Source organism: Planococcus sp. YIM B11945 (assembly GCF_050864155.1).
Classification (GTDB): domain Bacteria; phylum Bacillota; class Bacilli; order Bacillales_A; family Planococcaceae; genus Planococcus.
In genome coordinates, this window is the sequence record NZ_JBOZWR010000005.1 from 142,369 (window position 1) to 167,303 (window position 24,935).

26 protein-coding genes are annotated in these 24,935 nt (G+C 45.0%); 17 read left to right on the plus strand and 9 right to left on the minus strand.

The features are described from left to right. The first annotated feature begins 12 nt into the window (after nucleotides 1-12). The 3 genes from ACRRQV_RS12085 to ACRRQV_RS12095 all read left to right on the plus strand — a co-directional run bounded on the left by ACRRQV_RS12085 (nucleotide 13) and on the right by ACRRQV_RS12095 (nucleotide 1,561). The gene (locus ACRRQV_RS12085; protein WP_432531144.1) at nucleotides 13-462 is read left to right on the plus strand and encodes an FAS1-like dehydratase domain-containing protein; all 450 of its coding nucleotides are present in this window, start codon (nucleotides 13-15) and stop codon (nucleotides 460-462) included. Next, a complete protein-coding gene (locus ACRRQV_RS12090; protein WP_432531146.1) occupies nucleotides 459-857 on the plus strand; it encodes a MaoC/PaaZ C-terminal domain-containing protein in 399 nt (132 codons plus the stop codon). Before ACRRQV_RS12085 ends, ACRRQV_RS12090 begins: the two co-directional genes overlap by 4 nt. A gap of 134 nt (nucleotides 858-991) precedes the next feature. After that, nucleotides 992-1,561 carry a TetR/AcrR family transcriptional regulator gene (locus tag ACRRQV_RS12095; RefSeq protein WP_432531149.1) on the plus strand — a complete coding sequence of 190 codons (570 nt, stop codon included), beginning with the start codon at nucleotides 992-994 and terminating at the stop codon, nucleotides 1,559-1,561. A gap of 43 nt (nucleotides 1,562-1,604) precedes the next feature. On the opposite strand, the gene ACRRQV_RS12100 is transcribed toward ACRRQV_RS12095, so the two are convergent. Together ACRRQV_RS12100 and ACRRQV_RS12105 are read right to left on the minus strand one after the other, a co-directional pair. After that, nucleotides 1,605-2,114 (minus strand): methylated-DNA--[protein]-cysteine S-methyltransferase, encoded by a 510-nt coding sequence (locus tag ACRRQV_RS12100; protein ID WP_432531151.1) that lies wholly within the window; start codon nucleotides 2,112-2,114, stop codon nucleotides 1,605-1,607. Continuing rightward, complete coding sequence (locus ACRRQV_RS12105) at nucleotides 2,098-2,679, minus strand: bifunctional transcriptional activator/DNA repair enzyme AdaA (RefSeq protein WP_432531153.1); 582 nt, start codon at nucleotides 2,677-2,679, stop codon at nucleotides 2,098-2,100. Before ACRRQV_RS12105 ends, ACRRQV_RS12100 begins: the two co-directional genes overlap by 17 nt. A gap of 173 nt (nucleotides 2,680-2,852) precedes the next feature. Between ACRRQV_RS12105 and ACRRQV_RS12110 the strand changes: the two genes are divergently transcribed. Then, a complete protein-coding gene (locus tag ACRRQV_RS12110; protein WP_432531155.1) occupies nucleotides 2,853-3,821 on the plus strand; it encodes a hypothetical protein in 969 nt (322 codons plus the stop codon). A 15-nt stretch (nucleotides 3,822-3,836) separates the two neighbouring features. On the opposite strand, the gene ACRRQV_RS12115 is transcribed toward ACRRQV_RS12110, so the two are convergent. From ACRRQV_RS12115 to tatA (ACRRQV_RS12135), 5 genes are all read right to left on the minus strand, one after another. Beyond that, nucleotides 3,837-4,739: a LysR family transcriptional regulator gene (locus tag ACRRQV_RS12115; protein ID WP_432531158.1), complete on the minus strand. Its 903-nt coding sequence runs from the start codon at nucleotides 4,737-4,739 to the stop codon at nucleotides 3,837-3,839. Nucleotides 4,740-4,858: 119 nt separating this feature from the next. Beyond that, the gene (locus ACRRQV_RS12120; protein WP_432531160.1) at nucleotides 4,859-5,134 is read right to left on the minus strand and encodes a hypothetical protein; all 276 of its coding nucleotides are present in this window, start codon (nucleotides 5,132-5,134) and stop codon (nucleotides 4,859-4,861) included. A gap of 136 nt (nucleotides 5,135-5,270) precedes the next feature. Continuing rightward, entirely contained in the window at nucleotides 5,271-6,989 is a 1,719-nt protein-coding gene (locus tag ACRRQV_RS12125; RefSeq protein WP_432531163.1) for a GMC family oxidoreductase, read from the minus strand. Between the two features lie 18 nt (nucleotides 6,990-7,007). Beyond that, nucleotides 7,008-7,808, minus strand: a complete 801-nt coding sequence (locus tag ACRRQV_RS12130; protein WP_432531165.1) for a gluconate 2-dehydrogenase subunit 3 family protein — start codon at nucleotides 7,806-7,808, stop codon at nucleotides 7,008-7,010. Between the two features lie 89 nt (nucleotides 7,809-7,897). After that, entirely contained in the window at nucleotides 7,898-8,095 is a 198-nt protein-coding gene (gene tatA, locus ACRRQV_RS12135) for a twin-arginine translocase TatA/TatE family subunit (protein WP_432531167.1), read from the minus strand. Between the two features lie 757 nt (nucleotides 8,096-8,852). Here tatA (ACRRQV_RS12135) and tatC point away from each other — a divergent pair. The 4 genes from tatC (at nucleotide 8,853) to ACRRQV_RS12155 (ending at nucleotide 11,884) form a co-directional block, all read left to right on the plus strand. Continuing rightward, complete coding sequence (gene tatC / locus ACRRQV_RS12140; RefSeq protein ID WP_432531169.1) at nucleotides 8,853-9,593, plus strand: twin-arginine translocase subunit TatC; 741 nt, start codon at nucleotides 8,853-8,855, stop codon at nucleotides 9,591-9,593. Between the two features lie 19 nt (nucleotides 9,594-9,612). Further along, nucleotides 9,613-9,834, plus strand: a complete 222-nt coding sequence (tatA, locus tag ACRRQV_RS12145) for a twin-arginine translocase TatA/TatE family subunit (RefSeq protein ID WP_432531172.1) — start codon at nucleotides 9,613-9,615, stop codon at nucleotides 9,832-9,834. 105 nt (nucleotides 9,835-9,939) lie between these two features. After that, nucleotides 9,940-11,604: a formate--tetrahydrofolate ligase gene (locus ACRRQV_RS12150; protein WP_432531174.1), complete on the plus strand. Its 1,665-nt coding sequence runs from the start codon at nucleotides 9,940-9,942 to the stop codon at nucleotides 11,602-11,604. 58 nt (nucleotides 11,605-11,662) lie between these two features. Next, nucleotides 11,663-11,884: a hypothetical protein gene (locus tag ACRRQV_RS12155; RefSeq protein ID WP_432531176.1), complete on the plus strand. Its 222-nt coding sequence runs from the start codon at nucleotides 11,663-11,665 to the stop codon at nucleotides 11,882-11,884. 18 nt (nucleotides 11,885-11,902) lie between these two features. On the opposite strand, the gene ACRRQV_RS12160 is transcribed toward ACRRQV_RS12155, so the two are convergent. Next, nucleotides 11,903-12,931, minus strand: a complete 1,029-nt coding sequence (locus ACRRQV_RS12160; RefSeq protein ID WP_432531177.1) for a threonine aldolase family protein — start codon at nucleotides 12,929-12,931, stop codon at nucleotides 11,903-11,905. Between the two features lie 415 nt (nucleotides 12,932-13,346). Between ACRRQV_RS12160 and ACRRQV_RS12165 the strand changes: the two genes are divergently transcribed. From ACRRQV_RS12165 to ACRRQV_RS12175, 3 genes are all read left to right on the plus strand, one after another. Beyond that, complete coding sequence (locus ACRRQV_RS12165; protein ID WP_432531179.1) at nucleotides 13,347-14,612, plus strand: DUF4139 domain-containing protein; 1,266 nt, start codon at nucleotides 13,347-13,349, stop codon at nucleotides 14,610-14,612. Between the two features lie 157 nt (nucleotides 14,613-14,769). Further along, nucleotides 14,770-15,276, plus strand: coding sequence for an RrF2 family transcriptional regulator (locus ACRRQV_RS12170; RefSeq protein ID WP_432531181.1), 507 nt, complete (start codon nucleotides 14,770-14,772; stop codon nucleotides 15,274-15,276). Beyond that, nucleotides 15,273-18,113, plus strand: a complete 2,841-nt coding sequence (locus ACRRQV_RS12175; RefSeq protein WP_432531183.1) for a YhgE/Pip family protein — start codon at nucleotides 15,273-15,275, stop codon at nucleotides 18,111-18,113. Before ACRRQV_RS12170 ends, ACRRQV_RS12175 begins: the two co-directional genes overlap by 4 nt. 51 nt (nucleotides 18,114-18,164) lie before the next feature. Here ACRRQV_RS12175 and ACRRQV_RS12180 read toward each other — a convergent pair whose 3' ends face one another. After that, nucleotides 18,165-18,626 carry a GNAT family N-acetyltransferase gene (locus ACRRQV_RS12180; RefSeq protein WP_432531185.1) on the minus strand — a complete coding sequence of 154 codons (462 nt, stop codon included), beginning with the start codon at nucleotides 18,624-18,626 and terminating at the stop codon, nucleotides 18,165-18,167. A 267-nt stretch (nucleotides 18,627-18,893) separates the two neighbouring features. Here ACRRQV_RS12180 and ACRRQV_RS12185 point away from each other — a divergent pair, with 267 nt between their 5' ends. From ACRRQV_RS12185 to ACRRQV_RS12210, 6 genes are all read left to right on the plus strand, one after another. Further along, entirely contained in the window at nucleotides 18,894-19,799 is a 906-nt protein-coding gene (locus ACRRQV_RS12185; protein WP_432531187.1) for a fumarylacetoacetate hydrolase family protein, read from the plus strand. 103 nt (nucleotides 19,800-19,902) lie between these two features. After that, nucleotides 19,903-21,465 carry a Na+/H+ antiporter NhaC family protein gene (locus ACRRQV_RS12190; RefSeq protein ID WP_432531189.1) on the plus strand — a complete coding sequence of 521 codons (1,563 nt, stop codon included), beginning with the start codon at nucleotides 19,903-19,905 and terminating at the stop codon, nucleotides 21,463-21,465. A 40-nt stretch (nucleotides 21,466-21,505) separates the two neighbouring features. Then, nucleotides 21,506-22,195 carry a FadR/GntR family transcriptional regulator gene (locus ACRRQV_RS12195; protein ID WP_432531191.1) on the plus strand — a complete coding sequence of 230 codons (690 nt, stop codon included), beginning with the start codon at nucleotides 21,506-21,508 and terminating at the stop codon, nucleotides 22,193-22,195. Nucleotides 22,196-22,322: 127 nt separating this feature from the next. Beyond that, nucleotides 22,323-22,937, plus strand: a complete 615-nt coding sequence (locus tag ACRRQV_RS12200) for a PH domain-containing protein (protein WP_432531193.1) — start codon at nucleotides 22,323-22,325, stop codon at nucleotides 22,935-22,937. 187 nt (nucleotides 22,938-23,124) lie between these two features. Then, the gene (locus tag ACRRQV_RS12205) at nucleotides 23,125-23,676 is read left to right on the plus strand and encodes an NADPH-dependent FMN reductase (protein WP_432531195.1); all 552 of its coding nucleotides are present in this window, start codon (nucleotides 23,125-23,127) and stop codon (nucleotides 23,674-23,676) included. A 231-nt stretch (nucleotides 23,677-23,907) separates the two neighbouring features. Then, entirely contained in the window at nucleotides 23,908-24,885 is a 978-nt protein-coding gene (locus ACRRQV_RS12210) for a proline dehydrogenase family protein (protein ID WP_432531197.1), read from the plus strand. Nucleotides 24,886-24,935: the final 50 nt, after the last annotated feature.

The following is a 24,935-nucleotide window of genomic DNA, read 5'->3' on the forward strand; positions in this document are numbered from 1 at the left end:
GGGGCAATTAACATGTTAAAAGAGTGCATTGGCAAAAAATCCGATAAAGTAAAAAACACCGTCGAAAAAGGAGCCGTCCGGAAATTTGCGGAAGCGATCAATGATTTGGCACTGATTTATATCGATGAACAAGTGGGCGCTAAATCGCGATACAAGCGAAACATCGCTCCGGCTACGTTCCCGGTAACGTTTGACGCCGGTACAATCGTCGAATTGGCGCTTCCTGAAAAAGGCTTGATTCACGGCGAGCAAATTTACCATTACAATCGCCCGCTTTTCGTCGATGAAGACGTTTACTGCTGGATGGAAGTAAAAGATTATTACGAGAAAAGCGGCAGTTTTGGCGATATGGGCTTTCTGGTGATTATAAAATACGGCGAAGATGAAGAGGGTGAACTGCTTTTCACGGAAGAGCGAATCGTCATCATCAACGAAGCCGCACGAAAGGGGATGCCCGCATGAACCGTGCAGCGGATCTGCAAATAGGGGAATCTATTCCCGAGCTTCAATTAGCACCCGTAACTCGCATGGATTTAATCAAATACTCGGGCGCTTCCGGAGATTTTAATCCCATCCACACCATTGATGAAGAAGCGGAAAAAGCAGGGCTGCCAGGCATCATTGCGCATGGCATGTGGACGATGGGGAATTTGGCGAAGTTGTTTACTCCGTTTTTAGAAGAAGGGTTTATTCAAGACTACTCCATTCGTTTTAAAGGAATGGTGTTCCTTGGCGATGTCCTTACGTTAAAAGCGACGGTGAAAGAAAAGCACAACAAGCATCTTGAATTTACCGTCGAAGCCGTCAATCAAAGCGGCAAGCCAGTGATAAAAGGAGATCTTGTTTTTTCGATTTGAATAAATCGGTAACACACCAAAGAGAGTGCAGTTGGCGCTCTCTTTTTGCTGTGGCTTTTTTAAAAAGATGCCTTTAAAAATGATATACTGTTTCCAAAAGACCATACAGATCAGCAGAAAGGCAGTGACCCTTTATGAAAGTGGAATTAATCGAACAAAGCACCAAGTTATTTGTAGAAAAAGGGTTCAGTGCCACATCCATTCAAGATATTGTGGATGCGCTTGGCGTGACGAAGGGGTCATTTTATTACCATTTCAAGAGCAAAGAAGCTCTTTTGATGGATATCCATCTTCGCTACATCGACGATTTGCTGAGAAGGCAAAAGGCTATCGTGGAAAACGGAAAAACTTGCCGCGACAAATTGGTAAACGTAGTGGAATTGCTGATTGGCGATATTGAAAAACAAGGGGCGGTCGGACGCGTTTATTTTCGTGAACTGCGCCATTTATCAAAAGGAAACGCCGCAATTATTCGGGCGAAACGAGCGGAATTCCGCGGCCGGCTTGAAGCAATCATAAAAGAAGGCATTCAGTCAGGCGAATTTCGCGATAGCCTCGAGCCGAAAATTACGACGTTTGCGGTTCTGGGCGTCACCAATTGGAGCTATCAATGGTTCAATCCTGAAGGTGCATTGACTGCCCAGGAATTGGCCGATAGGTATGCTGATTTCATCCTGCATGGCATGAGTGCGCCAGAAAAATAAGCAAAAAACGGCAGGAGAAAAGCAGTATCTTCTCCCGCTTTTTTTATTTGCCCGAAAGCTCCAAGTCCAACAAGAATTGCTTTAATGCCAAGCCGCCGCGATAGCCGGCAATAGTGCCATTTTTGCTGATTACCCGGTGGCAAGGAACGGTGATGAGCAGCGGATTGGCGCCAATGGCAGAACCCACTGCCCGGACAGCGGTTGGCCGATTGATTAACGCCGCAATTTCTGAATAGGACATTGTTTTTCCATAAGGAATGGTCTGCAGCGCGCGCCAAATTTCTTCTTGAAATGGCGTTCCTTTGATGTCGATGGGAATTGAAAAACCTTGTGTAGAGCCGTTGAAATAACGGATCAATTCGTCGGCATACGGTTCCAAAGCTTGACGATTCTCAACCAGTTCGACGTTCGGAAAGCGCTTATGGACATAAGCGCTTAATTCTTCAAATGATGCTCCGGGAGATCCAACGTAACAAAGGCCTTTTGTTGTTTTTGCTACATAAAGCGTCCATTGTTCCTGCTTTAGGATAGACCATTCAACGGTTTGGTTCATAGCTGTTCACTCCTTTTCGAAAACTTCCAGGGGTTTCTCCCTTTTTCTTTTTAAATAAGGTAATAAAATAAGGCGTATTTGAAAATCCGGCTGCTTTTCCGATCGCTTCAACGGAAAGCTTGGTGGTCCGCAAGTCGCGGGCTGCTTTTTCCAAGCGAAGTTCCTGAATGTAAGCGGTGGGCGACAGGCCTTTCGTTTTTGTAAACAGCCGCTGCAAATGGTAAGGGCTTCCATGGGCAATGTCTGCCAGTTTTTCTAAAGATACGTCTTCGGTGAAATGATCGTCGATCCATTCCGTAATGTGCTGCACCCACTCATCAGCCGGCAAGTTCAATCCGTCGGGCTTGCAGCGTTTGCATGGGCGGAACCCCTCAGCTAAAGCGATATATGCGTTGTTGAAGATCCGGACATTGTCTTTGTGCGGCAATCGGGATTTGCAGGAAGGGCGGCAAAAAATTCCGGTCGTTGCCACGCCATAGAAAAAACGGTCATCAAAAGCGGGATTGTTTTCTATGATGGCTTGCCAAAAATCTGCTGGGATAGGCGGCTGTTTTTGCGTGTTCATCTGTCCATCACCTCTACTCCTAGTTTACACCTTTTCGCTGGTTTGATAACGTTTATGGAGTAGATTCGCAAGATAACGAAACTTGAAAAAGGGTCGGCCGTTTTATCGCTTTTAATAAGGGAATATGTACATGATAAAATAGAAAAACATCAAGTGAAAAGAGCGTGAAAGAAATGATTCATACTTTAGCAGAATTATTGGAAGCAAAAGGCTATAAAGATAAACGCTCCATTCCGTGGAATACGGTGTGCAAAGAAGAAGCGCTGGCAGAGGAATTTATAAGAGAAACCAGTGATCAAGTCAATTGGAAGCTAGTTTCGGAGCATCAAGAGTTGTCTGAAGCGTTTATCCGGGAGTTTAGCGATCGCTTGTACTGGGAGGAGGTTATTTACAACCAGAAGCTTTCAGAAGGGTTTATTGAAGAATTTGCCCATGAAGACAAATGGCAGCTGGATGTGGAGAAGCTGAGCAAGCGCCAGCGAAACGCAGTCGAAAAAGAAGGGAAGCCATTTGATGAACGCGCGTATTGGGCGATTGTCTCGATGAAAAAAGAATCGGCCGCTTCCAAAGGCTTGTCTCCGGCGTTTATTGAAAAACACCAAGATGAACTGTCATGGAGCTGCCTGTCGCTTTATCAAAAACTGCCGATGCAGCTAATTGACCGGCACGAAGAAAAAGTGGATTGGAACGCCATCACACGGCATCAAGTATTGTCTGAACGCTTTATTGAAAAGCACCGGGACAAAGTGGAGTGGGGGACCATTACGTTTCACCAGAACTTATCGGAGCGGTTCGTCAACAAGCACCAGGCGAAGATGAGTTTTATTTCAGCAGAACAAAAACGGACGGAAGCCTTTCTTTTTACGCATTTGGACAAAATGGACGCTGCCTCGATCATCGAACACCAAAACTTGCGCACGGTCAAACGGTACCAGCCAATGGATATATACGTCATCAGCAAAAACAGACGAAGAAAATACATCATCCAGCTTCACGATGCGGCCGGCTCAACGTTGCAGGAGTTTTATAAGATGGAGGAAGAAGAACTGTTTGAGTATTTGGCGGAACACGATCTATACGAAACAATTGAAAAGGATTTTCCTGAATTGACCTTAGCCGAAGATGACCGGTATTCATCTTGAAATCCTCCAATTGACTCAGTTGTTTTTTGATAGCAGTTTGGTTTGTTCCAAAAAATCAATGGTATAGGCAATAAACTCTTGGACGGTTTTTGTCTGCGCGCGGTCTTTGTGCCAAACCAGCCCGACAGAACGGGAGCATCTCGGTTCGGTAATGTGGATTTCGGCAACTTTTAAAGAAGGCAGACGCTGGCTTCGGATCAAAGCCGGGCTAAAAGCCACACCGAGACCTCTTTCGACGAGTTCGTGTGTAACGCCCGTTTCATCGCCTTCAAAAGCGAAATTGGGCGAAAATCCAGCTTCAGCGCAAAAGTTTTCCGTCATTTGCCGGTAGCCCGATCCCAGCGGCATGCCAATAAAAGGGTCGTTTTTCGCTTCCACTAACTGAATGCTTTTGCGGTTAGCAAAAGGATGGGAGAGGGGAACTGCCAATAAGATTTCTTCCTCAATAATGGGATGCCATTCAATGCCTTCGCCTTCAATGGGGAAGGAAGAGATGCCGACATCAATTTCTCCACTCTCAAGCTGCTTTTTCATTCGCTCGGCAAACGCCTGGTATTGGCGGAAGCGCGCTTTAGGATGGCTTTTCAAAAATCCACCCAGCAATTGCGGTAAGATAGTTGGGATCGTTACAGCCACAGAAATCAGCTCATTTTGCTTTTCGGACAAGAAAGCCAGTTCCTTTTCGCCTTTTTGCAGTTCCAAAAAGACGTTTTCAACAATTTTCAAATAAGCTTTGCCCAATGGATTTAATCGGATTTGGCGGCCGCTTCGGTCAAACAATTGATAGCCCAGGCGTTGTTCCAATTTAGAAATCATTTTGCTTAAAGCAGGCTGGGAGACATTCAGTTCCTGGGCTGCTTTTGTTAAATGCTGGTGTTTTGCAACTTCTTGGAAATACTTTAATTGCAACAAATCCATTCGATTTCCCTCTTTTCAGCGATACAATTTACTCAGTGTAATCTAAGTATAAGAGAGTTTGCAACTAAACAAAAACAGCCGGCTCATGAGAGCCGGCTGTTTTTGTATGCATTCTGAAATTATCCGTGGTGGCCAAACATAGCGGTAAAGTTGTAAACAACGGAAAAGACCGCTGTGCTTAACAATAAGATGGTGTTGAATAGCCAGTATTTAGTGCCTGACCAGCAATACACGATGATGGCAAGCCCGACTCCGGCTCCTGCCAAAGCGAACCAGGGAAATACTGGATTGTTCAAAAATAGGAAATAGCCGAAATCCGTTACCAAGAATATGGCTAAGAGCAGCTGGTTGATCAGTCTTAATTCCTCATTGCTGTGGTTTGTCACTCTTTTCACCTGCCCTTTAAAAAGTTGTATGGAGAGCCTAATCGCTGTTTTTCACTATATCGAAAAGAGGAATTGCCGCAAGCTTTCCTCTAAGCATGCGGCAATTAACCTTCTATATTAATAGAACAGTTAGGAAGATAGTGAATTAAACGAGAGATCCGCCGTCTTTAAGGTATTTCTCAATTCCTTCTGCAGCCCGGTATGACAATGCGCCAACTGTATTTGTCGGGTTATAGCCAGAGTTGTGAGGGAAAGCACTTGCGCCAGGCACAAATACGTTTTCGCAATCCCACATTTGCAAGTAAGAATTCAAAGCACTTGTTTCCGGATCTGCCCCCATGATGACGCCGCCGGTATTATGCGTAGATTGGTAGTTTCGGATATCAAAATCCTTAACATCATCTCCGTGCATGTCGACGATATCAGCGCCCATTGCTTTCATGATTTCGGCTGATTTTTCACCCATGAATTTCGACAATTCACGGTCTTGCTCACGCCAGTTGAACGTCACGCGAAGAAGAGGGTCTCCATTTGCATCTGTATACGTTGGGTCAAGGTCCAAGTAGTTGTCTTTGAACGGAAGGGAAGCCCCTTGTGCTTTGATCAACAAGTTTTTGTTTGCATATTTGACCGATTGATCTTTAAATTCAGCCCCCCATGACGGAACATCTGAAGGGACGCGGTTGTTTGCAATTGGGCGATCACCAAGCTGCGTGATGTGGATGGTTGCCCCATGCAAGAATTTCAAGTCGCTATGGTCGAAAAAGTCGCCGTTAAAGTCATCGATTTGAGCTCCTAGTGCACCAGCGCCCGCATAGACGTTGAAATCTTTTTCTTCGAAGAATCCGTATGCTTGGCCCAAGTACATTTGGTAAGCATAGTTTTTACCAATAACGCCTTTTCCTGTTTCAGGGTTGTAAGGACGGCCAAGTTTGGAGTTAAGCAAAAGTCTCGCGTTGTTCATGCCGTATGCAGTAACTGCAACAACTTTTGCAGGTTGGATAAACTCTTCGCCTGTGCGTGTATCCACATAAAGAACGCCTGTTGCTTTTCCATTTTCGTGCAATACGCGGCGGACAATTGAGTGTGTACGCACTTCGAAATTGCCTGTTTCTTTTGCAACAGGAAGAACTGTTACAACTGGGTCCGCTTTCGCACCGTATTCACAGCCGAAACGTTCGCAGAATCCGCAGTATTGGCATGCCATACGAGAAATGCCATCTGGGTTTGTGTAGTTTTGGGTCAAGTTGTTTGAAGGCATGTGGTATGGGTGGTAACCCAAACCTTTTGCAGCTTCTTTAAACAATTTGATGGCCGGTGTATCAATCATTGGCGGGTTCGGGTATTTGACTTGCGGTGAACCTGGAAGCGGGTTCGGTTCTCCGCCGATTCCTGTCATTGCATCAAATTTATCGAAATACGGTTCCAGCTCATCGTATGTGATGCCCCAGTCCTGCAACGTCATGTCTTTTGGAATTTTGTTTTTTCCGTAACGTTCAACCGTTTTGGAATAGATTTCGAAATCGTATGGCAAGAAGCGGAACGTTTGGCCGTTCCAGTGCATGCCAGATCCGCCGACGCCATCGCCGATCAAGAACGCGCCCCATTCGCGGTAAGGCTGTGCGACTTGGTTTGTGTTGTGCCGGAATGTCATTGTTTCTTTTGATAAGTCGTTCATCATTTCTTTGCGTTCAGCATAGCGTAGTTCATCGTGTGCCATCATGAAATCTTTTGTCGAACGTTCTTTTCCTCGTTCAATCCCTACTACTTTATAGCCTTTTCTTGTAAGTTCAGCAGCAAGAATACCGCCTGTCCAACCTACACCGACTAATACTATGTCAGTTTCCGGTAATGTTTTTGCCATTAGAATCACCCTTCATTATTAATGCTTGTGTTGAGAATTTAAGCTTTGCGGTTTAAGTGTCACTAACTTCTCACTCGCAGCTGCTTCTTTCATATTCATTTGATGGCCTGGGAAATTTTTCATTTTCCAGCCTTGCATATCTTTGTTTCCGCCATAAAGCGGGTCAGCGTATACGCCTTCGATTGTGGCTTTGCGGAGCAGGCTGAAGAAATAGCTGGCTTTGAATGCTCCATTTACTTTTACTTTATCGGCTTCGAAATCTTTCAAAATTTCGATTTGTTGTTCTGCTTCAAGTTCATAGAAGTTCAAGGTTTTTTTTCCGTCTTCGCTCTTGAACCGTTTGTTGCTTTCTTTGTTCAATGCTTCAATGCCAAGGCTGAAAATTTCTTGTCTTCTCAAATGGCCTTGATAACCCATTTCAGGGACGGATTGGTTTGGTTTGAATGGAGCGGCCATGTATTCCTTCGTGTTTAAGCCCCAGTTTCCAGCAAGCTGATGGTCAATGTAATAAGCAACCAATAATTCTTTGGCTCCTGGACCAATATCCGTTTTAGGGAAAATTTGTTCTGCTGCAGCTTCGATCGTATCGAATTGCGTTTTATCCAAGTACATTAGCGCTTGGTTAAAGTTAGCGGTTGTTGCAGTTGCGGTATGTGAAGAATGGTCTGCTCCTGAGCTGCTTGCCGAATCACTTTTCAGCAATCCGCCTAAAGCTCCACCTAAAACAAGGCCGCCTACAGTCAATCCGGAATTTTTCAAGAACGTTCTTCTTGAATTGCTTTGGATTTTTTCTTGATCTTTCTCTTGGTTTGTTGGCATTGAAAACCCTCCTATTGCGTAAAATGATTAAAGATATAAATTGGTTCCCGCTTCAAGGAAACCTAAAAAGCGAGGGGAGAGCAAAGGGCTCAGTCCTTATTTAACTCTTTGGCTTCAGTTGCTGTTGGCTCGATTGCTTCATCGATGATATCTTTCGTCGATGTTTTAAATTCCCGCAACGTTTCACCTACGGCTCTGCCGAGTTGAGGCAGTTTTGCTGGACCAAATAGAATTAAAGCAAGAGCTAAAATGATGAGCAGTCCCGGAATACCGATTGAACTTAACATGGATCATTCACCTCTGAACGTATATATGAAATAGCGGCCGACTTAAAGACGAAGGTACTGCATGCGTATGCAGTACTAAAAACCGAAAAGGTTTCATCGTTTATGTGGATAAGGCTCTATTGTAAGGAATAAAAATGTAAAAAATTAGAGTGGTTTACCATTTTTTTGCTTTTAATCGACACACAAGAGTAAAGTATACTCTTGCCGGTGATATAAATATAATATATTTTTAAGCATGTTTTCATAACCTATGAGTTATGTTTCCTGGATAAGAAACTGTTTGAGGGAAAAGAAGCGAAGGCAAAGAGAATTAATCAATAGCTAGCGGCTTTTTATCAAGCGATACACGCATTCATCTATCTTGATAGAGCACTCCTATAGAAGGACAGACTGATGCTAAGTAATATATTCATATAATGTGATGAGTGTTGGTCTTAATTGAAAACGGCTAGAACGCAAAATAGGGCAAATACCCATTTCAGAAAGAACTGCCGCTGAAAGCATTCGCTCGCTTCTCATGCATAACTGACTGTGTATATTTGACGGTTTTGTTCACGGGCTCTTCACATTTAGGGAAAGACCGCCGCTATATGATTTACAAATCAGTCATGAGGAGTATAATAACAAGTGGAATGAAGCGTCAGTCAAAATTTTATTCATTTATTTCAAAATGTGACAAAGCTTTTGGTGGAAAAAAGATGGCTTACATCTTTGAACTGACGTGTTTCCCGGAGTTGATGAAGTAGGTGGTTAAGAAATGAATAAGGAAGAAACAGTTGTTGAACACTTAGCAGAGCTAAGAAAACGGCTTATTATTATTGCGTTAGCTTTTATTGTTTCACTTGGAATAGGGTTTGCGATTTCTGCTAGAATATTGCAGTTTATCAAATTGCAGCCGACCGCCGTACATGTGGAATGGAACGTATTCGGCTTTACCGACGGCATCATGATATACTTCAAGTGTGCATTGATCCTAGCCATTTTAATAACGTTGCCGATTGCTTTGCATCAAATCTGGCTGTTTGTGAAACCGGGTTTGTCTGAGCAAGAAGCAAAAGGCACGGTCTTTTTTATCCCGGCATCATGTTTACTATTCATAGCCGGCATAAGTTTTAGTTATTTCGTTGTGTTTCCTTTGATGTTGGAGTTTATGTCCGATATCAATCAATCCATTGGAGCGACGGAAACGTATGGAATGAGCCAGTATTTTACGTTTATGTTTAATTTAATTATCCCGGTCGGCATTATTTTTGAAATGCCGGTCATCGTCATGTTTTTGACGAAGCTTGGGATTGTTACACCATTTACGCTAAGAAAAATGCGCAAAATCGCCTATTTTGTTTTAGTTGTAGTAGGCGTCCTTATCACCCCGCCAGACTTTGTTTCCGATGTATTGATCATCATTCCATTGTTTGTGTTGTTCGAGATCAGTATTATTGTTTCCGGCTGGACGTATAAACGAAAGTTAAAACAACTAGAAGAGCTTGCAAAATTATAGATCCTCAGGAGGGAAAACCATGCCAAATATAGGTGTACCAGGTTTAATTTTAATTCTAATCATTGCTTTGATCATTTTTGGGCCAGCTAAATTGCCCCAATTGGGAAGAGCTGCCGGGCAAACGTTGAGAGAATTCAAAAACTCAACTAAAGGAATCATGGACGATGTAACAGAAGAATTTAAAGAAGAAGATAAAAAAGACGGCGACAAAGAAATCGTAGTTATTGAAAAGAAAAAATAAGATTTTCCGATAACCGTTTTTCGCTTTGCGAAATGCGGTTGTTTTTTTACTTTGAAAATAAATTTAGCGCGTTATAATAAAAGAAAAATGAAAGTAGGGCGATGAATGGCACTTACAGATCTGTCGATTGCAAAAGAGGCTAAAATTTTGCCGATCCAGGAAATTGGAGACCGAGCGGGAATTCCACGGGAAGCTTTAGAACAATATGGAAATTATAAAGCGAAAATCAATGTGAATTTATTGGCTCCGGCTGAGAATTTCGGCAAGGTGGTATTGGTCACAGCCATTAGCCCGACTCCGGCGGGGGAAGGGAAATCTACCGTAACGGTAGGGTTGGCTGATGCGTTTAGCCAACTCAGCGAATCGGTTATTGTCGCGCTGCGCGAACCTTCATTGGGTCCGGTTATGGGAGTTAAAGGCGGTGCAACTGGCGGCGGATTTGCCCAAGTGCTGCCGATGGAAGACATCAACCTTCACTTTACAGGAGACATTCATGCCATTACGTCAGCCAATAATGCATTGGCAGCTTTTATCGACAATCATTTGCACCAAGGCAATCCTTTGAATCTGGATCCACGCCGCATCACGTGGAAGCGGGCATTGGATATTAATGACCGTGCACTGCGCCAAGTAACGATCGGCCTTGGGGGGCCGGCGCAAGGAATCCCGAGACAAGACGGCTTTGACATCACTGTAGCTTCGGAAATTATGGCAGTGCTTTGTTTAGCCAGTTCGTTGGAAGATTTAAAAGATCGGCTTGCGCATATGGTCATTGGCTATACATATGACAAAGAGCCGGTGATGGTCCGGGATTTGGGTGTAGAAGGGGCGCTGGCTCTGTTGCTGAAAGATGCATTCAAGCCCAATCTGGTTCAAACCATCGAAGGAACGCCGGCTATTATCCACGGCGGTCCCTTTGCGAACATCGCGCACGGCTGCAACTCCTTGATGGCTACCAATACCGCCCGCCAATTAGCGGACATTGTCGTAACCGAAGCAGGCTTTGGAGCAGACTTAGGCGCCGAGAAATTCATGCACATCAAATCGCGGAAAGGCGGTTTCCATCCAGATGCTGTGGTCATTGTCGCTACTGTCCGCGCGTTGAAAATGCACGGAGGCGTCGCCAAAGATCAACTGGGTGAAGTGAACCCGGATGCCGTTAGACGGGGCATGGTTAATTTGGCCAAACATGTCGACACCATCCGCCAGTTTGGCATCGAACCGGTTGTAGCGCTAAACCGCTTTGTTGCGGATACTTCGGAAGAAATTGCGGAAATTATGAATTGGGCAAAATCGGAAGGCGTAGCCATTGCGCTGACAAATGTGTGGGAACAAGGCGGAAAAGGCGGAGTGGAGTTGGCGAAACTTGTCAAAAAAGAGCTGGAGCGGCCGTCGAATTTTGCATTTTTATACGAAGAAACCGATTCTGTCGAAGAAAAGCTTCGGGCCATTGTCCAGAAAGTTTATGGCGGGTCAGAGATTTTGTTGTCCGACAAAGCTCAAAAACAACTGATTGAGTTGAAAAAATACGGCTGGGACGAATTGCCGATCTGCATGGCAAAAACGCAGTATTCACTGTCCGATCAGCCAAAGTTGCTGGGACGGCCTGAAGGCTTTGTCATTACCATTCGGGAAATTATGCCGAAATTAGGGGCAGGGTTTTTGGTATGTTTGACCGGAGACATCATGACGATGCCCGGCTTGCCAAAACAGCCGGCTGCATTAAGAATGGATGTTGGTCCGGATGGAGAAGCCATCGGATTATTTTAAGCGACCAAAAGGCTGGAAAGCGATCGTGCTTTTCGGCCTTTTTTAAGGAGAGAAGCCAGTGGACTCTTACGTAACTGTTATTGATTTTGTTGAACAAGGAACTTCTTTATATGTGCAAGTAGAAGTGTTTGACCGTGAACTTAATCAGCATTTCCGCGAAGAAGTCCGGTTTTTAGGGGATCTATTGTACGGGGAGTTGGTTCATCCTACAAAATCGCCGCTAACGGAACCTTGTCGTCTGCAGGTCGTCGATTATTTGAAAAAGCACTTCGGGCGCTGAGCCCGAAGTGCTTTTTACTTATGAAAAGACAGTTGCAGCAGCTGATAAAAATTGGTCCACGTCTTTTTCGGTCGTATCAAACGAGGTGACAAGGCGGATTTCGCTTTTTGCTTCATTCCATAAGGCAAAAGCGTATGTTTTTTGAAGCTGTTGGATTTGTTCTTTTGGCATGCTTGCAAAAACAGCATTCGATTCAATGGGCTGAGTAAGTGTGACTGCTGGGTATTTTTGCAGGCCGCTCGCCAGGCGCTGAGCCATGCGATTTGCTTGGCGGGCATTTTGAAGCCATAGGTCATCGGTCAACAAGCGCTCGAATTGCGCAGAAACAAAACGCATTTTAGACCCAAGCTGCATGCCTTGTTTTCGAATGTATTTCAGCTCGGACGCAAATTCTTCGCGCAGGCAGACGACGGCTTCGCCGATCATCAGCCCATTTTTAGTGCCGCCAAACGACAGCATATCGACTCCCGCATCGGTCGTCATTTCTTTTAACGTGCAGCCGAGGAACGCCGCTGCATTGCTGATGCGGGCACCGTCCATATGTACATACAACCCGTTTTGATGGGCGAAAGAGGCAAGCTCTTTAATTTCTTCGATGGTGTAGACAGTTCCGAGTTCTGTGCATTGGGAAATGGAGATCGCTTTTGGCTGGCTCCGGTGCTGCGAACCGATGTGGCTCAATTGCCTTTCGATATCGGCAACAGTCAATTTTCCATCTTCAGATGGCACCGTCAACAGTTTGCCGCCGATAAACCCTTCCGCAGCGCCGCCTTCATCGGCATGGATATGCGCGCCTTCGGTACAAATGATCGCTTGGTGAGAGCGCACCATAGCTTTCAATCCCGTGACATTTGCGCCGGTTCCGTTGAATACAAAAAGCACATCGCTTTCTTCGCCAAACTGCTTCCGGAATTTCTCGACTGCTTTGGCTGTCCTGGCATCATCGCCATAAGCCGGGGCATGCCCGTCGTTAGCTTCTAAAAGAGCTTCGAAAATGGACGGATGGATGCCGGAATTATTGTCGCTCGCAAACATTTTTTTCGTCATGATATCGCCTCCTTTTTTCAGTGTAAAACAGAATGGCGGCGGGCGGTAGCTTTTTAGAGGCAGCAAGAAAGAAAATCTGTCGAATAGTCAGAAAACAGATATAACTTTTAGCAATAAATGATAAAATAGCAAAAGAAACCGACTTATATACGAATAGGAGATACCTATTGTGAATGTTGGGAATTTGGTTCAATAGCAGGGTTCAAAGAAGTTCTTCGCAATATACCGACATCACGTTTGCATGGATAAGTGAACGGCAAGCTCTGACTTAAATCCATAAATGTCGGGCAAAACTTAACAGGAAGCATACAGCGAAGAAATGGTTTCAAGGGCAAGGCGGCTGGTATAGCTTGGCCTTGCCTTTTTTGGCTTCTGCAATCAGATAGGTTGGTTTAAGTAAGGAAGGGGTGGCGAAATGCGATTTCATTCGACAATTAAGGATCAGCAATCACTTAAAGTAGTGATTTATCAAAACGGTTTCGCAGCCATAACTGAAGGGCGAACAATCCCGGCTGAAGAGCAGTTTTCGGAAATTCAACTTGCAGGAATTCCCCGGACAATTGAAGCAGATTCGCTGGTCATCCACGGATTGCATGTGCTTGAACAAAATATAGATAATGATATTCCAAACGCCCTGAAGTTGTTGGAGCGGTTTATTGGCCAAGAAATTTCGGTGCGCAATCCGGCAACGGGACAAAAATTGAACATGCGTCTGCTTAGCGCCGCAAATGGCATTATCGGCGAGCAAGTGGACACAAAAGAAATTATCCTCAATCCGGCCGGCGAACTGGTTCTCCCGCCGATGCCGGAAGGTGCATTGGTGGAGCCGTCGATTCTCTTGAAGATCGATCCGGCAAGCACCGCTCAAAACGTCCAACTTGCTTATTTGGCGAGAGGCATTGAATGGCAAACCTCCTATACGGCAAACATCCGTGGAGAAGCGCTCGAGTTATTTGGCTGGGCAAATATCCGCAACGACACAGGCATCTCTTTTTGCCGGGCTGACGTCAAGCTGATTGCGGGCAATGTATACCGGCAGCTGCCAGAACGGGCATTTTCCAAGGAAGCCATGCTTTATGCCAGTTCAGGAAATGACCCACAGCCCCAAGAACAAAGTTTTGCCGATTATTACATTTATCCGCTTGGCCAAACTGCGGAATTATTAAACGGCCAGCTTACAAGGTTTCGTTTGTTGAAATTCCAAAACATGCCGTTTCGGAAAGTATACGAAGTGAACAAATGGAGCGAATGTGCCCAAGTCAAAGTGAAATTTAAATGTCAGGAAGCCATTCTGCCAAAAGGCAACATCCATGTTTACGAAGAGGGGCTGGATGGCGGTCTAGAATTTATTGGCGAAGGGGAAATGGCCCACATACCTAAAGATGAGCAAGCTTCCTTTGCCATTGGCGACGCCTTTGATGTTTTGAGCAAAAGTTGGGAAGCGAAGCGGGAGAAACGGGAAGGCTACGAATACGTAACCCATCTGTATGAAGTGAAAAACAGAAAAAAAGAAACCGTGCGGCTGCTTATTGATCATGACATTGACGAAGCTGCTTGGAAAATGGAAACATCCACGCATGACTACGAAGTGAAAAATTCCGGGAAAGTGGAGTTCCGTGTACGGGTTCCGGCAGGCAAATCGGTCAGGATAGAGTTTACCTTTAAAGTAGATAAGCAGTAGAAAACCATAAAGCAGTAGGCAGAGATGTTCGTCTCTGTCTTTTTTGTGGAGAAAAAGTGAACATGATTGTATTGCATGAGCAAAAGTGGTTTACTGTTTATAGATATATAATGTCCATAATGGATAAAAGAAGTCTAAGAGAATGAGGAGAAGTCCCATGCAGTTAACAAAAGGAGTAGAACAAGCCATTTGCATTATTGTGCTGCTTGCAACGCAAGAAAGCAGCGCGCCATTGGCATCAGATGAAATCAGCAGGCGGCTTGAAGTTTCGCCTTCTTATTTGAAAAAAATTACACGGAAACTTGTGGTTCAAGGAATCGTTTCATCAGTTTCGGGAAATAATGGCGGCATTTCACTGGCTAAACCGGTAGAGGAAGTGACCATGCTTCACTTGATCGAAGCGATGGAAGGGCCGATTGCCATTTATCCGGATACCGGATTGATCAGCCGTGCTTTTCATGACGGCCAGTATGCGGAACGCGGACAAGATGTGTTGAGGAAAGTGTTCCATCAAGCAGACCAATTGATTGTGGAATACTTCTCAAAAGTAACAGCTGCGGATCTTTTGGAAGAAGGGCTCGGAACGTCGAATTTGCCGCGGCTGGATTGGAATCGAGAAACTTTAAGCGATGTAATGAATAGAGAACAGGATGAGAAAAAATGAAAATGTTGAAATTGGAATGGAAACAATTGCTGGCAAAACCGCTATTGCTTGGCACGATGATTGTCATGATGTTCATTCCCATTATTTATGGCGGTTTTTTCCTCGGTTCTTCCTGGGATCCTTACGGGAAAACTGAGTTATTGCCGGTAGCCGTGGTCAACGAGGACCAGCCAGCAGAGTATGAAGGGCAGACGTTTGCAGTTGGCGATGAGCTTGTGGCGAATTTAAAACAAAACCATAACCTCGATTGGCATTTTACCGATGCAAAAGAAGCAGAACGCGGCATGGATGACGGAAAATATTTTATGGTATTGACCATACCGGAAGAGTTTTCTTTTAATGCTTCTACTGCGTTGGGTGTCCAGCCAAAACCGATGAATTTGCAATTCGAAACGAATCCGGGCCGCAGTTTTTTTGCTGAATCGGTCAGCAAGCAAGCGACAGCGAGCATTCGGGAACAAATTGCAAAAAGCGTTACCCAAGAATACGTAAAAGCAGTATTTGAGCAAATTGACACAATTGGCGATGGCATGGCAGAAGCGGCCGACGGGGCAGAAAAACTGGGCGATAGTTCGATTGACCTGGAAAAAGGCAATGACAAGCTGGCGGCCGGATTAAGCGAATTGGCGGCTGGAACATTGACTTTCCAAGAAGGCGCCGAACAGCTGGAAGTGGGGACTGCCCAATTTGCCAGCGGTGCAATGAAATTGGATAAAGGTGCAGAGCAGTTGAATAAAGGGATTTTCGCTTATACCCAAGGCGTCGGCGACTTGAACAACGGCATCGTAGGACTAGCAGAAGGAACAGCAGAATTGAATGCAAACGGTTCGGCACTCGTTCAAGGTTCTGCTCAACTAGCAAATGGACTAGGGTCGCTTCTTCCGGGAGCCCAGCAGCTAAACAGCGGGCTTTCCGAAGCGCAAACTGGCAGCAGCCAATTGAACGATGGGCTGCATGAACTTGAAGCGCAAACCGCTAAGTTAACAGATCCTGCTTCTGGCATCGGCCAGCTTACGGCAGGACAGCAAGCATTGAACGCGGGCCTTGCTGAATTGGAAACAGGCAGCGCCTCACTTGAACAAGGGCTCACTTCCTTGGAGGGGCAACTTCCGGCAGGAGACCAAATAAGCAGTTTACAGCAGGGGCTTGAAGGCATTCAATCAGGCCTCAGCCAATTGAACCAATCGGTTTCTGCAGGCAGTGCAGCGGGAGTGACCGAGCTGCAAGCAAATTTGTCGGCGGCCCAGCAGGCGCTTGGAGATTTGCAGAACGCTCAAGCTTCGAATGCAACAGCGGCTTTGGAAGCTAGTTCAGCTTATTCGGAACTAACAGCTGAACAGCAAGCGGAATTAACAGCCGCCGTCAGCCAAAGCGAAGAAGCGCAGGCGGCAAGCCAGGAAGCAAGCCTTGATGCGTTAGCTGCCAGCTTATCGGCGGTTTCAACCGATTTGACTGAAACAGTCATACCAGCATTTCAAGCGCTTGAAACCTTGCCGGACCAAATCGCCCGCTTAAATAATGCGGCAGGGCAAGTGGTTCCAGGAGCAAGCCAAGCACTGGGCGGCTATTCGTCGATTCATGAGGCGCTTGGCGGCAAATTGATTCCGGGAGCTGGAGAATTGAATGCGGGCATTTCTGAAGCGCTGCAAGGCAGCGGCGATTTGCTCGCTGGAACTTCTCAGGCGGCAAACCAATTGCCAAAACTTGCCGGTGCAGTCGGCCAATTAGCAGAAGGCAGTTCATCGTTGAATAACGGTGTATCAGCTCTTGCATCTGGCTCGAACGGCCTGGTGGATGGAGCAGCCCAGCTGCAGCAAGGCTCTGAGCAGCTGCGGCAAGGAACAGCCGCCTATACCGAAGGCGTTGGCAAAGTGGCGAAAGGAGCTGGCCAACTGCAGGAAGGATCAAATACGCTGGCAGCAAATTCAGCTGATTTGAATGCAGGGGCAAGTGGATTGAAAGACGGCACAGGCCAGTTAGTCGGCGGACTTCCAGCTTTGTCCAACGGAGCAGACGACTTGGCAACTGGAGCCAGTGGCATTAGAGACGGCGCGACGGCGCTCAAAAACGGTTCTGGGGAATTGGGTGCTGGCCTTGTACAATTGGAAAAAGGTTCAGGGAAATTGGAAGACAGCTTAAATGATGGAGCTGAAGAAATCAATCAAACAGAAATAACAGATGCAAACCTGGAGATGATTGCGGCTCCTGCAACAGCTACCGAAAGCAAAAAAAGCGAAGTGCCGAACTACGGGCATGCGCTGGCTCCATATATTCTATCGCTCGGGTTATACGTAGGCGCATTGTCATTCAACCTCGTATTTCCGCTCAACGTGCCGGCCGGGCGTCCGACTTCTGGATGGTCTTGGTGGTTCAGCAAGTTTTCGCTCGGATTTATTCAAGCGACAGCTGCAGCTTTGATTGTTGATGCGATCATGCTGTTCGGCTTCCACTTGCAAGTAGAAAATATTGGGGAATTTATTGCAATTTCTATTATGACTTCGCTTGCTTACATGTTTATGATCATGTTCCTAAGCCTAACGCTTGGAAATCCCGGCCGCTTTTTAGCCATGATTATCTTAGTGCTTCAGCTCGGGGCAAGCGGCGGAACATTCCCGGTTGAAGTGACGAACTCCTTCTTCCAAAGCGTACACAATGTGGTGCCGATGAGCTACGCGTTGCTCGGTTTCCGAGAAGCAATGACGTCTGCTTACGGATTGGGGATGTTTGCTCTCAGCATAGGGGTCTTGGCCGGTTTTGCAGTGGTTTTCAACTTGCTGTTATGGATGGTTTTGAGCATCCGCACACGCAAGCTTGCAAACACAGCAGAAGCAAATTAAACATAAGAAAAAAGGGGCAGCGTGCAGCTGTCCCTTTTTCTATTGCTTGAATCAAACTTGAAAAACAAATACTTCTTCGTGTTCTCCGAAAAATTCTCCGGCCGGCTGAAACCCAATATCCGTATAAAGCTTTCGGGCGACAAGATTATCCGTATGGACGGTCAGCCGGATTTCGCGGCATTCACTAAAATGTTCAGTAATCGAGCGCATCATCAAAGCCATTGAGGCCTTGCCATAGCCTTGTCCCTGATGCTTCTCATCGATTAAAAAGCCGTTGATCCAGTACATGTCGCTCGTGCCTTTTTCATAAGCGTGCATGATAAAACCGACCATTTCGTCGCCGTCGCAAATGGCATACGGCACATAAGTGACTTGATCGCCATCCGGCTTGATAAAAACTTTCGCAAGCGACACCGCAACGGCGGGGGTGAAATGGCGCTGCGCTTCTTTCACTTGAAGAGCTAAGGCTTGTTCCCAGTTTTCACGTGTAACAGGTGCTAATTGCAAGTTCATAGTGTTCTCCTCTGCTCTTTGTTTTAAGGTGCGTGGCTGTTTAATTCTCTTTGTAAGGAAAAAATCCTTTAAAAGTATCAGAAAATTTAAAAAAATAAGTTGATTTTTCTTTTTATCCGTTTATACTAACTTTAATACGATGGTCAGACCATACGACAATCATATTAGAAATGTATGGCGGCCTAAAAAGAATGGAGGCAGGGGGAGCAACTTTGAGAAGGTAAATGAAAACAACGAGACGCAAACTAAAAAGGGGTGCAGGCGAAAATGAAATTGGTTTCTTTTTATTCTACAAATGGTTTAAGTTATGGGGTTAAGACAAAAGATGGTCTAGTTGATGTTCAAGCGACCGCAGCCAAAGCAGGGGTACCTGTCAGTAAAGATGTAGAAGAAGTCATTGCTAAAGGCAAAGAGGGATTAAGGGAAGTAGAAAGCGTCCTATCCTATGCGCCAGTAGTGGTTCCAGAAGAAGAAATTTTATATGCGCCACCTGTACAAAATCCGGGAAAAATCATTTGCGTCGGTGCGAATTACCGGGCACATGCAAAAGAAGCCGATTTTCCAATTCCGGAGTTTCCAATTTACTTTGCAAAATTTGCGAACAGTTTAGCTGCCCATGAAGAAGAAGTGGTTCTCCCCGAATTTGTGGACCAGGGAGATTACGAAGTAGAATTGGTTGTCGTAATTGGCCAAAAGACACATCAAGTTTCTCCGTTCGAAGCACTTGAACGAGTTTTTGGCTATGCAACAGGGAACGACCTTTCTGCAAGAAAAGAACAATTCAGAAGCAATCAATGGATGTTTGGAAAAGCCATTGATGGCTTTGCGCCTCTTGGACCCCATCTCGTCACGGCCGATGAAGTACCGGATCCGCAAAACTTAACGCTGAAATGCTGGGTTAATGGCGAGTTAAGGCAACATGCCAATACGAAAGACATGATTTTTTCAGTTGCTACAATCATCAGTGATTTGTCGCAAATTATGACGCTCGAACCAGGAGATGTAATTTATACAGGAACTCCTGAAGGCGTGATTCTTGGCATGGAGCATAAGGAGTGGCTGAAAAACGGCGATGAGATCGTTTGTGAAGTAGAGGGATTAGGCCGGTTGGAAAATCGTCTTGTCAAAGTAAAAAATTTGGAAGAGGCAGATGAAACAACCGTATCATTTTAAAAAAGGGGTTAAACCCCGAAACTAAAATGTAAGCGCTTACCAATTTATTTAGCGTATTGGCTCGGTTGAAATCTTTACTACTAAATTAAAAGGGGTTCTGCAAATGGAAGGTACATTACTATCACTTTTGCCGCCGGTCATTACTATTGCCTTAACGATTATTACAAAGCGCATTTTACTATCTTTAGGGGTAGGGATCATTTTCGGGGCGCTGCTGGCCAATGGCTGGAACGTAGCAGCAAGTGTTTCATCAATTGTCAGCATCATGGGTACGATTCTCGGGGAAGAAAGCAGCATTTTCTGGTTTGTGTTGATCATCGGTGCAATGAGCGCATTGATTTACTTGTCGGGAGGCATCCATGCTTTTTCTAAATGGGCCGTCAAAAAGGTCAAAACCCCATTTCAGGCGAAGCTTGTGGCCCTATTGCTCGGATTTGTCAGCTTTTTCGATGATGCATTCAGCTGCTTGTTCCGCGGCAGTGTCATTAAACCGTTGACTGATCAATACAAAGTGTCGCATTCGAAACTGGCTTACTTGCTGCATTCCACATCAGCACCGGTCATCATCTTAATGCCTATCTCTTCATGGGCGGCATTTATCGCAGCCTTGATGGCAACCATTTTTGTCGATAACGGCATCACGCAATACCAAGGATATGAAGCATTTCTTCTAACAATCCCAACAAACTATTATGCATTATCAACCATTATCCTGGTATTTGTAGTGGCGTATTTTGGCATTAACCTCGGCCAAATGAAACGCGATGAAAAACGGGCACAAGAAGAAGGAATCCTATTTGATACTTCAAGAGGAACGGTTCCTGGCCAAAGTGCAGAAGAACTTCCTGCGAAATCGGATGGCAGGCTGCTCGACTTGTTCGTGCCGGTTGGAATTCTTGTCGCTGTAACGGTTTTCCTTGCAGCCCGCGGCGGAATCGCAGCCACGGAAGGTGCAATCACACCATTTAAAGTATTGATGAATGCCGATGTTCTAGGTGCACTTGTCATCGGTGGCCTTCTTGCTTGCGCATTTTCAATTATTCGGTTATTGACGCGGAAAACGGCTGCAGGCGATATTGCAAAAGCTGTCTACACAGGCGTGAAATCAGTGTTGCCAAGTGTCCTTATCTTGTTTATGGCACTTATGACGGCAGAAGTCATCGGCTTATTAGGAGTCGGCCAATACTTGGCTTCCTTGATTGATGGCAACATGTCACTTATGTGGCTGCCGGTTATCTTCTTTATCCTCTCGGCCTTTATGTCCTTCTCAATGGGCAGCACCTTCGGAACGTTCGGCTTGATGTTGCCGATCGGAGCTGAAATTGTCGCAATTATCGATGTTGCGTATTTGATTCCGGTATTCGGTGCAGTCCTGGCAGGTTGTATCTTCGGGGAGCACAGTTCACCATTATCGGATACGACCATTTTGGCCGCAATCGGAGCGGGCGTCCACCCAATCGACCACTTGATGACGCAAATGCCATATGCAATGGTTTCAAGCGCAGTATCCATTGTGGGCTATGTTACACTTGGATTTACAAAAAGCATCACGATTGGACTTATTGCCATGCTCGTAACCCTTACAGTCATTATTATCGCTTTAGTCAAGTTCCGGGAAAAGTCCCCTGCGGGCAATGAAGCCATGCTTAAAACAACTGAACTTTGAAGCGATGGCCCATATCTTTAAAATGAAAAGGTGAAGCCCCATGATGGAACCAATCAAACGTTTAAATGTCGGCGACAGCATCATCAACCAAATCAAGGATTTGTTTCTGGACGGCAAATTAAAGCCGGGAGACAAACTGCCGCCCGAGCGAGAATTGATGGAAATGTTTGAGGTAGGAAGAACTTCTCTGCGTGAAGCATTAAAAGTGCTGGAAGCCCAGGGGCTCATTGTTCGATCTCAAAGGGGCACATTTATTTCCACCAACTTTAATGATTTTTATACAGATTCTCTCATTTATCAATTTTATTTTTCGGAAGTTGAATGGCAGGATATTTTTGAAGCCAGAAGATTTATTGAAAAAGAATTGGCAGGGATGGCAGCGCAACGGGCAACTCCAGCGGATTTAGCGGAAATGCAGCAGACGATTGAAGATATGAAAGCGGCGATAGCTGAAAACAACTATGCCCTTTATATTTCATCCAATATGCAGTTCCACGAAAAGATTGCTGCTGCTTCCTATAACCAAGTGATGGTGGACTTGTATAATTCCATTTCGAGCTTGGTGCTGCGTGCACAGAAAAAAGCCGCCGCCGTTCCCGGTGTGATGAATGAATCACTGCAATTCCATCAAAATATTTACCGCGCGATCGAACAAAAAGATGTTGAAAAAGCACGGGGGCTAATGGAGAACCACATTGAAAGCGTCCATGGATTTTTCAAGAAAGCTTAACAAAACTGTCGAAGCCATTCAAGCTTCGGCAGTTCTTTTTTTGTTTTTGCGTGTGACTTTTTGAAATTTTTGATAAACTAAATGTTAAACATAACCAAAATTTTCAGAAGAGAAGGGATTTGTACATATGTTTAAGAAAATGGCTGCAGATGCATTGGGATTATCGGATGTCGGGAAAATTATTGATCCGCAAGATTACGACAAAACAGACGCTGATGATTATGTCATGCACGAAGATGACGAGAAAATCTATTTTTTAATTAAAACAAAAGCGGACGAATACTGCTTCACCAACTTGGCGCTTATTCATGTGGACGGCGAAAGCGCGATGTCTTCAAAGCGCACATTGAGACGTTTCCCTTATTCTCAGCACACCATTTCGGAAGTCATTCTTGAAACAGCCGGAAAAATTGATTTAGATGTGGAAATCGGTTTCCGCTTAGGAGCGGTCGCGTTTAAAATCGATGTGCAAAAAAACCAAATTGAGCGCTTGAAGGATCTCTACAAAACCTTGCTGCGCATTTCGGAAATGACGTATGAAAACAACATCCTGATCGACATGGCTGGCCAAAGCTTAGATAAAGCCGTAACGGTGCTGCAAAATTCCCGTCCGTCCAATGTCGATTTGGACGTACAGTATTCCAAACTGACGGATTTCGGCTTCACATGGCTGTCTTCAGTCCGCAACCAGTATCACGTAAAAGATTTTGGCGATGTGTTTGAAAAATACATCAACAACTAATTTGGGATGGCCATGAACGTTGCGTTCATGGCCATTTTTTGCGGGATTTTTGAGTAGCGCAAGTAAATATCCAAACTCGCTTCTGAGGCAGATGAATCGATGAACAAGTTAGTTTTTTGGTGATCGGGGTATCCATACGATATCCAGAACTTTACGGCACAAGACATTAAGCAAAGGAGAATGCACCATGGCGATCAAAGTAACGGCAATCATCGGCAGTGTCAGAAAAGACTCCAATAACTTGAAGCTTGTGGAATACATGAAAAAGCGCTATGCAGACAAATTGGATATTGAGCCTCTTTTGATTAATGAACTTCCGATGTACAACCCGGATATCGAAGAAAGCCCGCCGCAAGAAGTGGTGGATTTTCGGAATAAAATCAAAAATGCGGATGCGGTGTTGTTTGCGGTGGCGGAATACAATTTCTCCATTCCGGGATCGTTGAAAAACGCGATTGACTGGCTGTCGCGCGGCGGTTTCGTCCTTCGCGACAAACCGGCTTTCATCGTTGGGTCTTCCATGGGTGTGCTTGGCAGCGTCCGCGCCCAGATCCATTTGAGAGAAATCCTATCCAATCCATCGCTGTCTCCATTTTTGCTCCCAAACAACGAAGTGTACATTGGCTCGATCCACGAAAAGTTGAACGCAGACAACGAAATGATTGACTCTGGAACACGCGGTTTCATGGACCAAGTCGTAGACAATTTTGTTTCTTTCTATGACCGGATGACTAAGTAGCTCTCCCCAAAACCTCAAAGGCCAATAGCTTTTGAGGTTTTGGTTCGTATTCATACGATGAAGTAACATAAAAAAATGATTTTTTTATAATTTTAAGCAAATAAAAGCAGTGCTATTTTTTCTGGAAAGGGCTACAATAAAAGTTGCTTGCATCGAAAGAAATAGGCAAGTTCGGTTGTTTATTTCTAGTGAATAGCTTTTTGTGTGTTAAACGTATCAGGAGGGAAAAACATGTTAAAAGAGATTTTTATCGGGTTGTCTACTAACCAAATGTTGACGGCTGCAGCGAAAAAGTACGGCTTGAAATTGGGAGCTCAAAATGTTGTAGCGGGGACAAATGTGGAAGAGACGATTAAAAGCATACGGGAATTAAATGCACTGGGAATCAGCTGTACAGTTGATAATCTCGGAGAATTTGTTTTCGAAAGAGAAGAAGCGTTGAAAGCGAAAGACAGCATTTTGGAAGTGATTGAAAGCATTCACACCAACGGAGTAGATGCCCATATTTCATTAAAGCCGACTCAAATCGGTTTAGACATCGATTATGATTTCTGTTATGAGAACTTAAAGGAAATCGTAGCGGCGGCAAGCAAATACGATATGCACATCAATCTTGATATGGAAGACTATGGCCATGTTCAGCCTTCCTATGACTTGCTAGAAGAGCTTTTAAAAGAATACAACAATGTCGGAACAGTTATTCAATCTTATTTCTATCGTGCACAAGACGACATTGAAAAACACAAGGATTTGCGTCTGCGCATTGTAAAAGGGGCTTATAAAGAACCTGAAGAATACGCTTACCAAACACGCGAAGAAATTGATGCCAACTTCATCAAATTGATCGAATATCATTTGCTGAACGGCAAATTCACTTCGATTGCCACACATGACCACAACGTCATTAACCATGTGATTGAATTTGTGAACGAACACAACATTTCCCGCGATAAATTTGAATTCCAAATGCTTTACGGTTTCCGCAAAGACATGCAAGTAGACTTGGCGAACAAAGGCTACAACTTCTGTACATACGTGCCATTTGGCGACGATTGGTACGGCTACTTTATGCGCCGCCTTGCAGAACGTCCGCAAAACTTGAACCTTGTTGTTAAACAAGTATTCAACAAACGCACAAACACAGCAATCGGCATTTTCGCCGGCGCCTATGCACTTGGCCGTCTGACTGCTAAAAGCAAAAAGAACTAATTTCAAGAAAAGAGAGTTCAAAAGCCTGCGCTTTTGAACTCTCTTTTTTA